General features: G+C 61.5%; 11 protein-coding genes and 1 pseudogene. 8 read left to right on the forward strand and 4 right to left on the reverse strand.

Features of this window, described 5'->3' with window-relative positions; genetic code table 11:
• Both JWQ61_RS18755 and urtA read right to left on the reverse strand, forming a co-directional pair.
• Positions 1 to 217, reverse strand: a pseudogene (locus tag JWQ61_RS18755) (urea ABC transporter permease subunit UrtB); the annotation flags it as partial.
• Positions 218 to 316: 99 nt separating this feature from the next.
• A complete protein-coding gene (gene urtA / locus JWQ61_RS18760) occupies positions 317 to 1,570 on the reverse strand; it encodes an urea ABC transporter substrate-binding protein (protein ID WP_014006909.1) in 1,254 nt (417 codons plus the stop codon).
• Between the two features lie 425 nt (positions 1,571 to 1,995).
• Between urtA and JWQ61_RS18765 the strand changes: the two genes are divergently transcribed.
• Together JWQ61_RS18765 and JWQ61_RS18770 are read left to right on the forward strand one after the other, a co-directional pair.
• Positions 1,996 to 5,418 (forward strand): ATP-binding protein, encoded by a 3,423-nt coding sequence (locus tag JWQ61_RS18765; protein ID WP_304361834.1) that lies wholly within the window; start codon positions 1,996 to 1,998, stop codon positions 5,416 to 5,418.
• Entirely contained in the window at positions 5,415 to 6,404 is a 990-nt protein-coding gene (locus tag JWQ61_RS18770; RefSeq protein WP_304361835.1) for a response regulator transcription factor, read from the forward strand. Before JWQ61_RS18765 ends, JWQ61_RS18770 begins: the two co-directional genes overlap by 4 nt.
• Positions 6,405 to 6,412: 8 nt before the next feature.
• Here the strand turns inward: JWQ61_RS18770 and JWQ61_RS18775 are convergent, their stop codons facing one another.
• Together JWQ61_RS18775 and JWQ61_RS18780 are read right to left on the reverse strand one after the other, a co-directional pair.
• The gene (locus JWQ61_RS18775; protein WP_304361836.1) at positions 6,413 to 7,219 is read right to left on the reverse strand and encodes a LytTR family DNA-binding domain-containing protein; all 807 of its coding nucleotides are present in this window, start codon (positions 7,217 to 7,219) and stop codon (positions 6,413 to 6,415) included.
• A gap of 24 nt (positions 7,220 to 7,243) precedes the next feature.
• Positions 7,244 to 8,362 (reverse strand): sensor histidine kinase, encoded by a 1,119-nt coding sequence (locus tag JWQ61_RS18780; protein ID WP_304361837.1) that lies wholly within the window; start codon positions 8,360 to 8,362, stop codon positions 7,244 to 7,246.
• 198 nt (positions 8,363 to 8,560) lie between these two features.
• Between JWQ61_RS18780 and argH the strand changes: the two genes are divergently transcribed.
• The 6 genes from argH to JWQ61_RS18810 all read left to right on the forward strand — a co-directional run bounded on the left by argH (position 8,561) and on the right by JWQ61_RS18810 (position 14,865).
• Positions 8,561 to 9,955: an argininosuccinate lyase gene (gene argH / locus JWQ61_RS18785; RefSeq protein WP_304361838.1), complete on the forward strand. Its 1,395-nt coding sequence runs from the start codon at positions 8,561 to 8,563 to the stop codon at positions 9,953 to 9,955.
• Between the two features lie 331 nt (positions 9,956 to 10,286).
• Positions 10,287 to 11,444 carry an ABC transporter substrate-binding protein gene (locus JWQ61_RS18790; RefSeq protein ID WP_304361839.1) on the forward strand — a complete coding sequence of 386 codons (1,158 nt, stop codon included), beginning with the start codon at positions 10,287 to 10,289 and terminating at the stop codon, positions 11,442 to 11,444.
• Between the two features lie 131 nt (positions 11,445 to 11,575).
• A complete protein-coding gene (locus JWQ61_RS18795; RefSeq protein ID WP_014006917.1) occupies positions 11,576 to 12,457 on the forward strand; it encodes a branched-chain amino acid ABC transporter permease in 882 nt (293 codons plus the stop codon).
• A 1-nt stretch (position 12,458) separates the two neighbouring features.
• Positions 12,459 to 13,370 carry a branched-chain amino acid ABC transporter permease gene (locus tag JWQ61_RS18800; RefSeq protein WP_304361840.1) on the forward strand — a complete coding sequence of 304 codons (912 nt, stop codon included), beginning with the start codon at positions 12,459 to 12,461 and terminating at the stop codon, positions 13,368 to 13,370.
• Entirely contained in the window at positions 13,370 to 14,131 is a 762-nt protein-coding gene (locus JWQ61_RS18805) for an ABC transporter ATP-binding protein (protein WP_120235174.1), read from the forward strand. The genes JWQ61_RS18800 and JWQ61_RS18805 overlap by 1 nt, the downstream gene beginning before the upstream one ends.
• Before the next feature lie 8 nt (positions 14,132 to 14,139).
• Complete coding sequence (locus JWQ61_RS18810; RefSeq protein WP_304361841.1) at positions 14,140 to 14,865, forward strand: ABC transporter ATP-binding protein; 726 nt, start codon at positions 14,140 to 14,142, stop codon at positions 14,863 to 14,865.
• Positions 14,866 to 15,079 lie beyond the last annotated feature (214 nt).

Raw genomic sequence — 15,079 nt, forward strand, 5'->3', positions numbered from 1 at the left:
GCTGCAGGCTGGGCGCATACAGCGTGGTCAGCTTGGACAGCAGGTAAGTAATGTAGGCGCCGATGGTGAGGAACTCGCCATGCGCCATGTTGATCACGCCCATCTGGCCGAAGATGATGGCCAGGCCGAGCGCCATCAGCAGCAGGACACAGAATACCGACAGGCCGTTGAAGCCCTGCATGGCGAAAATGGCGCCGAATTCGGAAAGTGAGACCACGGTGGCTCCTTGCAATGTTGCAGCTGGCGTCAGGCGGCCCGATGGCGACGCTGCGCCGCCGGTCCGCCGGACCGCCGGACCGTTAAGACAACGGAAAACTTACTGGTAGCCCTTGGGGAAAGGATTCGGCTCGATCAGGTCCGACTCGTAGATGACCTTGAACTGGCCGTCTTTCTGCGCCTCGCCGATGCGGGTCTTGCTCCACAGGTGATGATTGGGGTGGACCTTGACGTAGCCTTCCGGTGCGCTCTTCAGTTCGAATCCGGGCGATGCTGCCACCACCTTGTCGACATCGAAACTGCCGGCCTTCTCGACCGCGGCCTTCCACAGCCATGGCCCCAGGTAAGCTGCCTGGGTGACATCGCCGATGACCGCATTGGGGCCGAACTTGGCCTTGAATTCGGCCACGAATTTCTTGTTGTTCGGATTGTCCAGGCTCTGGAAATATTTCATCGAAGAGTAGAAGCCTTCAACGTTTTCCCCGCCTATGCCCAGCATTTCATCTTCCGTGACCGAGATCGTCAGCAGGTTCTGGGTCTTGGCGGTGACGCCGGCAGCCTTGAGCTGCTTGTAAAAGGCGACGTTGCTGCCACCCACCACGTCGGCAAAAATCACGTCCGGTTTTTTCAACTTGATCTTGTTGATCAGCGAGCCGAACTGGGTATTGCCCAGCGGGTAGTATTCTTCGCCGACCACCGAGCCTTTCAAGACATTCTCGATGTGCTTGCGGGCGATCTTGTTGGAAGTGCGCGGCCAGATGTAGTCGGAGCCGACCAGGAAAAAGGTCTTGGCTTTCTTTTCCTTGGCGACCCAGTTCAGGCCCGCCAGCACCTGCTGCGTGGCTTCCTGTCCGGTGTAGAACACGTTCTTCGATTGTTCCAGACCTTCATAGAAGGTCGGGTAATACAGCAGGCCGTTGTCTTTCTCGAACACCGGCAGCACCGCTTTGCGCGAAGCAGAAGTCCAGCAGCCGAACACGGCGGCGACGTGGTCGCTCTCCAGCAGCTTCTTGGCTTTTTCGGCGAAGGTCGGCCAGTCGCTGGCGCCGTCTTCCTGGATGATCTTGATCTTGCGTCCGAGGATGCCGCCCATGGCGTTGATCTGGTCGATCGCCAGCCGTTCGGCCTGGATCGAGCCGGTTTCGCTGATCGCCATGGTGCCGGTGGCCGAGTGCAGCTGGCCGACGGTGACTTCGGTATCGGTGACCGCCAGCTTGGTGGTGTTGATCTTGGCCGTGGCCGGCGACTGGGCGAAGCCGATGGCCGGCAAAGCCAGCGCGGCGCTGGCGGCCAGGCCCAGCAATACCTTGCGGCGCTGGAACGAGGGCTTATCGGATGCAGAACGATGCGACATGCAGTACTCCTTTCGGGGCGGTTATGTGACGAAGGCAAACCAGGGATAAAGTCAACGTCCAGCCTTGCCGCTCGGTGAACCGGCATCCGGATCTGTTCGTTCTGGGAAGGAGATTAGGATTTGCGATGCGGTGCAGCAATACGTCGTTTGACGTAAGCTCCGCCGCGCCTGGCATGGCGGCGCCATGCACGGCCTTGCAGCGCCGCTGCATCACCTTGGTGCGCTTGTTTGAGGAACGGCTTTTTGCGGCGGGAGTTCGATGTTGAATCGTCAAGCCGGCGCGCCCTGCTTTGGCACAAAGTTACCTTTGGGAATTTTTCATATACGTCAAATGACGTATCCAACGCGGCCCGAATTGGTTCGAAAATTGCTTAAGCAGAATTGCCTGCTGTTCCGTTCCCCACGCCCAAGGTCACCCGTCAAACGTGAAGATCACCGCCACCCAACGCATCGTCAAGGTCCGCCGCGACTACAACACCTGGGTCGGCAACGAGACGCTGGAAGACTACGCCCTGCGCTTTACGCCGCGCTCGTTCCGCAAATGGTCGGAATTCCGCCTGGCCAACACCGCGCTCGGCGCCATCTCCTTCCTGGCGCTGGAAGCCATCAGCGGCACCATCACGCTCAACTATGGCTTCACCAATGCATTCTGGGCAATTGTCTGCGTCAGCATCCTGTTCTTCCTGACCGGCCTGCCGATCAGCTACTACGCAGCCAAATACGGCGTCGACATGGACCTGCTGACGCGCGGCGCCGGCTTCGGCTATATCGGCTCGACCATCACTTCACTTATCTACGCCACCTTCACCTTCATCTTTTTTGCAGTAGAAGCGTCGATCATGGCGCAGGCGATCGAGCTCTACTTCGGCCTGCCGCTGGTGCTCGGCTACATCATCTGCGCCCTGGTGGTGATCCCGCTGGTGACCTACGGCATCACGCTGATCAACCGCCTGCAGATGTGGACCCAGCCGCTGTGGCTGGTGCTGCTGGTGCTGCCGTATGTCTGCGTGCTGCACAAGGAACCGGATGCGTTGGCCAACCTGATGACATTCGCCGGCCGCGCCGAAAACGGCAACAGCTTCGACCTGGTGCTGTTCGGCTCCGCCGCCACCGTCGCCTTTTCCCTGATTGCGCAGATAGGCGAGCAAGTCGACTTCCTGCGTTTCCTGCCCGAAAAGACCGCCGCCAACCGCTACCGCTGGTGGAGCGCACTGCTGCTGGCGGGGCCGGGCTGGATATTGCTGGGCGCGGCCAAGATGCTGGGCGGCGCCTTGCTGGCCTTCCTGGCGATCCAGCACGAGGTGCCGATCGGCAAGGCGGTCGAACCGACCCAGATGTACCTGATCGCCTATCGTTACGTGTTCTCCGATCCAGCCTGGGTGCTGGCGGCAGTCACCTTGCTGGTGGTGGTGTCGCAGATCAAGATCAATGTCACCAACGCCTATGCCGGCTCGCTGGCCTGGTCGAATTTCTTCGCGCGCCTGACGCACAGCCACCCGGGCCGCGTGGTATGGCTGGTGTTCAATGTGCTGATCGCTTTGCTGCTGATGGAAATCGGCGTCTTCAACGCGCTGGAGCATGTGCTGGCCTTGTACGCGCTGGTGGCGATTTCCTGGATCGGCGCGGTGGTCTCGGACCTGGTCATCAACAAGCCGCTGGGCCTGAGTCCGCCGCATATCGAATTCAAGCGCGCCCACCTGTACGACATCAACCCGGTCGGCGTCGGCGCCATGCTGATCGCCTCGGCGCTGTCGGCGCTGGCCTTGTCCGGCATGTTCGGCAGCGTGGCGCGCGCGCTGGCGCCCTTCATCGCGCTCGGCAGCGCGCTGCTGATTGCACCGGTGATCGCGTACGCGACCAAGGGCAAATACTATATCGCGCGCCACGACCAGCTGGCCGACAGCCACCATGGCCAGCTGGAATGCGTCATCTGCGGCAACCATTTCGAGACGCCCGACATGGCGCACTGCCCGGCTTACCAGGGCGCGATCTGCTCGCTGTGCTGCTCGCTCGATGCGCGCTGCAACGACCGCTGCAAGGAAGCCTCGCGCATGCCGGACCAGATATTCAATACCTTGCGCGGTTTCCTGCCAGAACGTTTCACGCTCAAGCTCAATACCCGCATCGGCCACTACCTGATCGTGTTCAGCCTGGTGTCGGGCGGACTGGCGGTGGTGCTGTGGCTGCTGTACTACCAGCAGCTGGCCGGCATGTCCGGCCTGGCCGGCGGCGGGCCGGATTCGATGGCGGGCATTTTCATCAAGCTGTTCGCCTCGCTGCTGGTGTTCATCGGCGTCGGCTCCTGGTGGCTGGTGCTGACCAATGAAAGCCGCAGCGTCGCCCATGAGGAATCGGAACGGCAGACTAACCTGCTGCTGCAGGAAATCGACGCCCATAACCAGACCGACGCCGCCCTGCAGCGCGCCAAGGAAGCGGCGGAAGCGGCCAACCTGGCCAAGAGCCGTTTCGTTACCGGCATGAGCCATGAACTGCGCACGCCGCTCAACAGCATCCTCGGCTACGCCCAGATCCTGCAGGTCGACCACGCCATCCCGGAAGGCCGCAGGGACGCCATCGGCGTCATCCGCCGCAGCGGCGAACATCTGCTGAGCCTGATCGACGGCTTGCTGGATATCGCCAAGATCGAGGCCGGCAAGATGCGGCTGGCGGCGGATGAACTGCCGCTGCACGAATTCCTCGACCAGATCGTGCAGATGTTTGCGCCGCAAGCCGAACAAAAGGGCCTGGCGTTCCGCTTTGAAAAGATAGGCCGTATCCCGGAGGTGGTCCAGGTCGACCAGAAACGGCTGCGCCAGATACTCATCAACCTGCTCGGCAATGCAGTCAAGTTTACCGACGCCGGCCATGTCACGCTGCGGGTCCGCCATGCGCGCGAAATCACCTATTTCGAAGTCGAGGACAGCGGCATCGGCATCGCCGAAGAAGACATCGCCCGGGTGTTCCTGCCGTTCGAACGCAGCAACGCCGCCAACCTGCGCGAAGACATCGGCACCGGGCTCGGCCTGGCCATCAGCAGCATGCTGACCCACATCATGGGCGGCGCGCTGTCGGTCGCCAGCAACATCGGCAAGGGCAGCACCTTCCAGCTGAAGATCTACCTGTCCGAGGTACGCACGCCGCGCCGCCGCATCAAGCTGGAAGACCAGATGTCGGGTTATCTCGGCCCCAGGAAACGGATACTGGTGGTGGACGACCAGGCCTCGCAGCGCGCCGTGCTGAGCGCCATGCTGGCGCCGCTCGGATTCGACATCAGCGAGGTGGCGAGCGGCGCCGCCTGCCTGGCGGAAATCGCCCGCGCCATGCCGGACCTGGTGCTGCTCGACATCGCCATGCCAGCCATGGACGGGGGCGCCGTGTGCCGCGCGATACGCTCCCAGGGCCATGCCAGCCTGCCGATCATCATCGTTTCCGCCAACGCGTTCGAGAGCACGCCGCAGCAGATCGATCCGCTCAGCTATAACGATTTTGTGGTCAAGCCGGTGTCTTTCAACGACCTGCTGTCGAAGATCCGGCTGCACCTGAAAGTCGACTGGATTTCCGATCCGGCGCCGTCGGCCGCCACCGACGCCGCAGCGGGCAGCGCCATCCTCGTGATCCCGGCGCGGGAAAAACTGCAGGCGCTGCTGGAGCTGGGGGCGATCGGCTACATCAAGGGCATCGTCGGCAAGCTCGATGAAATAGAACAGCAAGACCCGGTCTACCAGCCGTTCACCCGCGAGCTGCGCGAACTGGTGAAACGCTTTCGCCTGAACGACTACAGCGCGCGCCTGCAGGCGCTGCTGCACCAGGCCGGCGAGCAGCCTGCGCAACGCGTCGACAGCGCATGACGAGGACTATCTTGGACGACCATCTCACCCTCTCCGCCGATCCACCGCCAAGGCCGCTGGCCAGCCGCCCGGTGGTGCTGATCGTGGACGACATGCCGGACAACCTGGCGCTGCTGTCGGATGCGCTGGACGAGAGCGGCCATATCGTGCTGGTCGCGACCGACGGCGCCAGCGCCATCCAGCGGCTGGGCTACATCACGCCCGACCTGATCCTGCTGGACGCCGTCATGCCGGGGCTGGACGGCTTTGAAACCTGCCGCCGCATCAAGCTGCTGGCCAGCGCCGCCCACGTGCCGGTAGTGTTCATGACCGGCCTCACCGAGACCGAGCATGTGGTGCGCGGCTTCCAGGTCGGCGGCATAGACTATGTCACCAAGCCGATCCAGCCGCTGGAAATCGTCGCCCGCGTCGCCGCCCATATCAAGACGGCGCGCATGATGTCGCAAGCCAGGGATGTGATCGACGCCGCGGCCCATGCGGTGATCGTGCTCGGCACCGACGGCGCGCCTTTATGGCAAACCGGCAAGGCCTCGTTCTGGCTGGAAAAGTATTTCCCGCGCAGCGACCAGCGCAAGCTGCCGCCGCAGCTGCAGTTCTGGCTGAATGAAAATCTGGTGTTGTTGCGGCAGACGCAGCAGCCGCTGCAGCCTCTGGTGATCAGCGGCGATGACGGCGAACTGACCATCAATCTTTCCAAAAACACCCAGAGCGCCGAATTGACTCTGCTGCTGGAAGAAAAATCCCTGGCGCTGCCGAATGCGGCCCAACTCGAAGGCTATCGGCTGACGCCGCGCGAAACCGATGTCCTGGCCTGGGTCTCCAAAGGCAAGACCAACCGCGACATCGCCGAGATTCTTGGCATGAGTCCACGCACGGTGAACAAGCACCTGGAACACATCTATATCAAGCTGGGTGTGGAGACGCGCGCCGCCGCCGCGGCTTTGGCGATCAGCCGCCAGTACGATACGCCCGCTACCTTGCAATAACGGTAGTGCTAGCGCACCAGCGCTTTGATCTCGGCTAGCTGGCGCCGAGAAATCGGCAGACGGTGATCGATGTCGCGCAAGATGACTTGCCAGATTTCCTGCGGCTTTTCGCCATCGCCGTCGCTGTCCTTGTCCGCTGCCTGCATGACACGTTCGACGCCGCTGATGGCGTTGCGCGCCACCAGCGCATTGCGGTGCACGCGCACAAAGTGGAGCGCCAGTTCTTCTTCGATAGAGACCAGCGAATCTTCGATCAGGTATTCCTTGGTCCTGGTGCGCAAGGTGACGTATTTCAATTCCGCCTTCAGGTACAGCACTTCCCCCATCGGCACCAGCGACATGCGGCCGCGCTCCTGCACCGCAAAATGCCGGCGCGGCAAACCGCTGGCGGTCACCGGGCCGGCCGCCGAGGCTGCCTGCGCCTGCTGCCGCACGCGGCTGGCGCGGGCGATGGCTTGGGCCAGCCGCGTGGCGCGCACCGGCTTGACCAGGTAGTCGAAAGCCTGGACATCGAATGCGCTCAGCGCATAGTCGTCATAGGCGGTCACGAAAATGATCAGGGGCGGCTCGGCCAGGCCGCTGTTGGCGTTGTCCAGCAGCTGCTCGGCCAGCTGCAAGCCGCTCATGCCGGGCATCTGCACATCCAGCAAGACCAGGTCCGGCGCGGTGGCGCGGATGCCTTCCAGCGCCGCCTGCGCATGGCCGGCTTCGCCCACCAGGTAATGCGGGCATTCGGCCACGATGTCGGACAACAGCGTGCTCAGCCTGGCGCGCGCCGGCGCTTCATCGTCAACGATATAGATACGAGGGATCATGAAATAAGAGGTTTGTTGTTGGTTTTATCTGCTTCCCTGCGGCTTGGCCAGGGCCGCCTCGACTTTGCTTTTTACATAGGGAAAACTGGCCCGCACTTCGAACTGGCCGAGGCTGGTCGCGGTGGTCAATTGTCCTTCGACATCGTACAGCAGCGCCAGCCGTTCTCGGATATTTTCCAGCGCCATCTGGTTACCTTCCGGCAGCGCCGCCACACCCTTGCCGCTATAGGGATTGTAAGGATTGGTGATGACGATTTCAATCCGTTCCAGCGTATGGCTCAACTGGATACGGATCAGGGCCGGCTCGGTGCTCGGTTCGACGCCGTAGTGGACGGCGTTTTCTATCAAAGGCTGCAGCAGCAAGGTGGGAATCTGCGCCCGCAAAATCACGTCATCGCTGATGCCCGCCCGCTCCCATTGCACTTTCAGGCGTTCGCCCAGGCGGATTTTTTCTATCGACAGGTATTGCCGGCACAGGCGGATTTCCTTTTCCAGCGTAGTCATGGCGCGGCCGTCGCGCATCAGGACCCGGATCAGGTCGGCCAGGTCTTCCAGCGCCGCCTCGGCCCGGCGCGGTTCGGTCCGGATCAGCGACAGCACCGCGTTCAGGCTGTTGAACAGGAAATGCGGCCGGATCCGCGCCTGCAGGGCTTGCAGCCGGGCTTCCACCAGCACCGGCGAAAAAGCCCGGGCGCGCAATTCGAAGTAGTGCTGCAGCGCGCCGCCGAACAGCGCCGCCGCCAAGGCCGCCAGCGGCATGCCACCGCGTGCGCCGAGATGGGAAAAACCGCTGAGGAACCAGTCGAAGCCGGACAGCAGCCGGATCACCGCCATCGTCACCAGCGCCGGCACCAGCAGACACGACAGGCGCTGGACAAACAGAGGCAAACGGTAAGCGACCCGATGCAAGCCGCACAATACAACCAGCGACAGGAAACAGGCAGGTTCGATCAGCATCGCCGATTCGACAAAGCTGTTGAGCGCGGCCAGCAGGCCGTCGCTGTGCAGCAGCAGCGCCGCCATGATCGTCAGGTTGACCGCAATCAGCGTCCGGAATACCACGCCCAGGTTGCAGCCGTCGGGAATCACCACCGTGTTCGGCTGTTGCGCTGGGGCGTTGTCTGCGATCTGGTCGGATGCCATGAAGGTGGGATAAGTTAATTAAAGAACAATTTTATTGAAATTTCCGGATGGCCCGCAGATGCCGTCCGTGTCGCCGTCCATGCATACCATGTGCATCGATCTGCAAACATGGTGCGAGCATAAAGCCGGTTTCATGGGGCAGTGATTTATAATCGCATAATTCATTGCTATTCCTAACACACGGTTCAATACTCAATTATGACAGCACAACTCTCCAAAAAAGGCGAAGCCTGGTCGGCTCGTTTTTCCGAACCGGTCTCCGATCTGGTCAAACGCTACACGGCGTCGGTATTTTTCGACAAACGCCTGGCCGAAGTCGATATCCAGGGCTCGCTGGCGCATGCGGAGATGCTGGCATATCAAAAAATCATCAGCGCCGACGACTATGCGGCGATCCAGAAAGGCATGAGCCAGATCCAGGGCGAAATCGCCAGCGGCAAGTTCGAATGGCTGCTGGACCTGGAAGACGTCCACCTGAATATTGAAAAGCGCCTGACCGAACTGGTCGGCGACGCCGGCAAACGCCTGCATACCGGCCGTTCGCGCAACGACCAGGTGGCTACCGACATCCGCCTCTACCTGCGCGGTGCCATCGACGACATCAGCGGCTTGCTGCGCGATCTGCGCCTGGCCCTGCTGGACCTGGCGGAACAGCACGCCGACACCATCCTGCCCGGCTTCACCCACATGCAGGTGGCGCAGCCGATCACTTTCGGCCATCACGTGCTGGCGTATATCGAAATGTTCGGCCGCGACACCGAGCGCATGCTGGATTGCCGCAAGCGCGTCAACCGCCTGCCGCTGGGCGCCGCCGCGCTGGCCGGCACCACTTTCCCGATCGACCGCGAACGCGTGGCGAAAACGCTCGGCTTCGACGACGTCTGCCGCAATTCGCTGGATGCCGTCTCGGACCGTGACTTCGCCATTGAATTCTGCGCCGCCGCCGCGCTGGTGATGACCCACGTCTCGCGCATGTCGGAAGAACTGGTGATCTGGATGAGCCCGCGCATCGGCTTCATCGACATCGCCGACCGTTTCTGCACCGGCTCCTCGATCATGCCGCAAAAGAAAAACCCCGACGTGCCGGAACTGGCGCGCGGCAAGACCGGCCGCGTCAACGGCCACCTGATCGCCCTGCTGACCCTGATGAAAGGCCAGCCGCTGGCCTACAACAAGGACAACCAGGAAGACAAGGAACCGCTGTTCGACACCGTCGACACGCTCACCGACACGCTGCGCATCTTCGCCGACATGGCGCGCGGCATCACGGTCAAGCCGGAGGCGATGCGCGCCGCCGCGCTGCAGGGCTACGCCACCGCGACCGACCTGGCCGACTACCTGGTCAAGAAAAGCCTGCCTTTCCGCGATGCCCACGAAGCCGTGGCCCATGCGGTGCGCAGCTGCGTCGACCAGGCTTGCGACCTGAGCGATCTGTCGCTGGAGCAGTTGCGCGCCTTCTCGCCGCTGATCGACGACGATATCTTTGAAGTGCTGACACTGGAAGGTTCGGTGGCGGCACGCGACCATATCGGCGGTACTGCACCGCGCCAGGTGCGCCTGGCGATCCAGCATCTGCGTCAGCAACTCGGCTGATTCAAGCCCTGGCATGGAGGAAAGTCTCAAGCTTTCCTTCATGCCGATTTGGCATGGGCCTTGCTGACACAAATTCCCAACGCCGGGTATAATTGCCCAAAACCACGCAATATCTCTCCATAACCGACCAAAAGTCGCAGCATCCCCGCGTAAAACACCCGTTTTTTACCTGGCTCGTGAGTAGTTTGTGTGCCAGGAATTTCTGACCGAAAATCCCTTATACTTTGTCCACCTTTGGCGTGACTTCGTGCGCGCCAAAATAAAAACGCTGGCCGACTTCTTGCCATAGGGTGTCGTCGCCTAAAAAAACGGTCTCTAGGAGAATATCGAAATGCAATTCAAAACCATATTGAAAACATTGCCGTTACTGATGCTGGCCGCCGGCCTGGCCAGCGCAGCCCACGCAGCTGACGTCAAGCTCGGCCTGGCCGCGGCGCTGACCGGCCCGGCCGCCAAGTACGGCGTCGCCATCAAGAACGGCTTTTCGCTGGCCGCCGATGAAGTCAACGCTGCCGGCGGCGTCAACGGCAACAAGCTGCTGCTGGTCATCGAAGACGAACAAGGCAAAAAAGAAGAAGCCATCAACGTCTTCAAGAAACTGATCTTCAAGGACAAGGCGCTGCTGGTATTCGGCCCGACCCTGTCCAACTCGGCCTTCGCCGCCGACCCGATCGCCAACGCCGCCAAGGTGGTCGCCTTCGGCACCAGCAACACCGCCGACGGCATCACCGCCATGGGCCCGTTCACCTTCCGCAACTCCGTGATGGAGGCCGACGTGCTGCCGGTCACCACGCGCGCCGCGGTCAAGCATTTCGGCATCAAGAAAGTCGCCATCATCTACGGTAACGACGACGCTTTCACCAAGAGCGGCTACGACGTCTTCAAGGGCACCCTGGCCGACCAGAAGATCCCGGTCACCACCACTGAAGCGTACGCCAAGGGCGACGTCGACTTCAAGGCGCAGCTGACCAAGATCAAGGCTTCCAATCCGGACGCCATCGTCTGCTCCTGCCTGACCGAAGAAGCCGCCAACATCATTCTGCAAACCCGCGCGCTGGGCATGAAGCAGCCGTTCATCGGCGGCAACGGCCTGAATTCGCCGAAACTGTTCGACATCGCCAAGGGCGCCGGCGACGACACCATCATGGGCAGCCCATGGTCGTCGGAAAACCTGACGCCGGCCAACAAGGCCTTCATAGCCGCCTACAAAGCCAAGTTCGGCAGCGATCCGGACCAGTTCGCCGCGCAAGCCTATGACGCTCTGCACGTAGTCGCCGCCGCCCTGAAGAAGATCAAGCTGAGCGGCGCGCTCGACAAGGACCGCATCGCCCTGCAACAGGCCCTGCCGGCAGTCACCATCGACGGCGCCACCGGCAAGTTCGCCTTCCGCAAAGCGCCGCCGGTAACCGGCAAGGAAGTCGGCTACGACGCCCAGCAAGAAGCGATCGTCAACATCGCCAAGGGCGGCAAGTTCATCTTGCTGAAATAAGCCAAACCCCGTCGTCGCAACGCGACCGCGATTTTCACGACGCCGGCCGCATATTAATTAGGGTCAGAGTCGAATATTCCCGCATATAAATATTCGACTCTGACCCTAATTAAATTTAAGAAAAACCTTCCATGCTTGAACAACAACTCATCAACGCCCTTTCGCTGGGCAGCGTGTACGCGCTGTTTGCGCTGGGCTTCACGCTGGTTTTCGGCGTGCTGGGCGTGATCAATTTATCTCACGGCGCGATTTTCATGCTGGGCAGCTATGCTGCGCTGCTGCTGGTGGAACACCTGGCGCTGCCGCTGTGGCTGGCGATGCTGGCGGCGATGCTGGTGTCTGGCTTGATCGGGCTGCTGGTGGACTACCTGGTGCTGAAGCCGCTGCGCGCGCGCAACGCGCCGCATCTGGCGCCCATGATCGCCACCATCGGCGTCGCCACTATTCTTACCAGCCTGGCGCAAGGTTTGTTCGGCGCGGAGAACAAGCGCTTCCCGGTCGGCACCATTCCTGAGGACAGCTACAACTGGGGACACCTGCATGTCACCGCGGTGCAGATCGGCATCGTGGTGATTTCCTTTGTCCTGATGCTGGTGCTGCTGGCGGTCATGCGCCGTACCCAGCTGGGACGCGCCTTGCGCGCGATTGCCGAATCGCCGAAAGCGGCCTATCTGCTTGGCATCAATGTCGAAGGCTTGTTCTACCTGACCTCGTTCGCCGCTGCTGCCCTGGGCGGCGCGGCCGGCGTGCTGGTCGGCCTGTCGTTCAATGCGATCACCCCTTTCATGGGGCAGCCGATGCTGCACAAGGGCATCGCCGTCATCATCCTGGGCGGCATGGGCGATATCCGCGGCGCCATGATTGCCGGATTGTTCCTCGGCTTTGCCGAGGTGCTGACGGTGGCTTACATTTCCAGCGATTTCCGCGACGCCGTCGGCTTCGGCCTGCTGTTCCTGATCCTGCTGGTCAAGCCTTCCGGCATGTTCGGCAAAGTGCTGGAAAGGAAGGCCTGAGATGATCGAACTGTTTACAAACTTGGGCTTCATCGACTGGTGGGACGGCTTCTGGTCGACCTACAACACCGTGATTTTCGGCCTCGGCGTCAACGCCATGCTGGCGCTGTCGATCTATGTCACGCTGTCCTGCGGCTTGCTGTCGCTGGCCAATGCCGCGTTCATGGGCATAGGCGCTTACGCCGCATCGCTGATCAGCATGCAGACCGGCCTGCCGTTCCCGCTGGCGCTGGCGATCGGCGGCGTGCTGCCGGCGCTGGTGGCGCTCATTATCGGCATCCCGACCTTGCGCTTGTCGGGCGTGTACCTGGCGATGGCGACCCTGGGCTTCGGCGAAGTGGTGCGCGTCATCGTGCTCAACATGGACATCACCGGCGGACCGCTTGGCCTGAACGGCATCCCGCTGAAGACAGAATGGTGGCATATCGTCCTGCTGCTGGCGGCGACGCTATACATCCTGGCGCGCATCCGTCGCTCGAAAATCGGCCGCGCCTTCGAAGCCATCAAGGAAGATGAAGTGGCGGCGCGCCTGATGGGCGTCAATGTGGCCGGCTACAAGCTGCTGGCGTTTGTCATCGGCGCCGCCATTGCCGGCGTCGCCGGTGGCCTCAATGCGCACTACACGTTCACCATCGGTCCCGGCAACTACGCTTTCGAAAACGCCGTCGAAATCCTGACCATGGCCGTGTTCGGCGGCACCAGCACCCTGATCGGCCCGACCATAGGCGGCATGGTGCTGACGCTTCTGCCGGAGGCGCTGCGTGATTTCAACAGCTACCGCGCGGTGGTCAACGGCCTGATCCTGGTGCTGGTGATCCTGTACCTGCCGAAAGGCATCTGGGATCCGCGCCGGATCCGCGGCTGGGTTAAGAATTTTTCTCAGCGCAAAGCCCAGGCTGGAGGAAATAACTAATGCTGCAACTCAAGAACATCAGCAAGAACTTCGGCGGCCTGCAGGTGCTGCAAGACGTCAATTTCAACGTCCCGCAGGGCGGCATCTTCGGCCTGATCGGCCCTAACGGCGCCGGCAAGACCACCGTTTTCAACCTGATCACCGGCCTGCTGCGCGCTTCCGGCGGCGCCATCGAATTCGACGGCGCCGACATCGGCAAGGTGGCGCCGCACAAGATCACAGAACGCGGCATCGCCCGCACTTTCCAGAATATCCGCGTATTCAAGGAAATGACCTTGCTGGAAAACGTCGTGGTCGGCATGCACGACCACATGCATTACGGTTTCGGCAGCCTGCTGTTCAATCTCGGCGGCTTCCGGAGGATCGAAGCCCAGGCCCGCGAACGCGCACTGGAACTGCTGTCCTGGGTGCGCCTGGATCACAAGGCGGGGATGCTGGCCGACAGCCTGTCCTACGGCGAACAGCGCAAGCTGGAATTCGCCCGGGCGCTGGCGACCAGGCCCAAGCTGCTGCTGCTGGACGAACCGGTGGCCGGCATGAATCCGGCCGAAAAAACCGAGCTGATGACGGAAATCCTGAACATCAAGCAGCGCGGTTTCAGCATCTTCATGATCGAACACGACATGCGTTTCGTGATGGGCCTGTGCGACCGCATCGCGGTGCTCAACTTCGGCCGCATCATCGCCGAAGGCAGCCCGGACCAGATCAAGAACAACCAGGAAGTGATCGAAGCCTACCTGGGCAAGGAAGATGCAGAATGACAGCTGAAATGAACACAAGCGCCACGCCAATCCTGCAAGTGCGCGACCTCGCGGTTTCCTACGGCCATATCGAAGCGGTCAAGGGCATAGACCTGGCGCTCAATGAAGGCGAAATCACGGCACTGGTGGGCGCCAACGGCGCCGGCAAAAGCACCACCCTGCTCGCCATCTCCGGTCTGCTCAAGCCGGCACGCGGCCAAGTGCTATTCAACCAGCAGGACCTGACCCGGCTGCCGCCGCACAAGATCGTCCAGGGCGGCGTAGTGCAAGTAGCCGAAGGCCGCGCCACGCTGACCACCCTGAGCATCGCCGAAAACCTGGCGCTGGGCGCCTACACCCGCAAGGACAAGGCGCAAATCGCCCAGGACCTGGACTGGGTGTACTCCCTGTTCCCGGTGCTGCAGCGGCGCAAGGATGGCCTGGCCGGCAACCTGTCCGGCGGCGAACAGCAGATGCTGGCCATCGGCCGTGCGCTGATGGCCAAGCCGCGCGTGCTGCTGCTGGATGAGCCGTCGATGGGGCTGGCGCCGTTATTGGTACAAGAAATTTTCCGCATCGTGCAGGAAATCAACCGCACCGGACTGACGATCCTCCTGGTCGAGCAGAATGTCCGCCAGGCGCTGCGGATTGCCCAGCACGGGTATGTGCTGGAGAACGGCAAGATCGTGCTGGCTGACAGCGGCAGCAACCTGCTGAACAATCCGAAGGTGCTGGAAGCGTATCTGGGCGGCTGACATACCGGGCATTAAACCGATGTAGCAATCAAATTCAAGGCCAATATGCATATTGGCCTTATTCAATTCCGGCATACTTTCACATAGCCGAACCGCGTATCTTCCCTGCAAGCTCGGATAGTCCGACAAGAATTATCGATAGTCTTGCAGAAGGAAAACCATCATGTTGGGCATTGCTTTACTGTTCATCGGCGCGGTGCTGGTGGTCAATGGC

Source organism: Collimonas fungivorans (assembly GCF_028292705.1).
GTDB lineage: Bacteria > Pseudomonadota > Gammaproteobacteria > Burkholderiales > Burkholderiaceae_D > Collimonas > Collimonas fungivorans_B.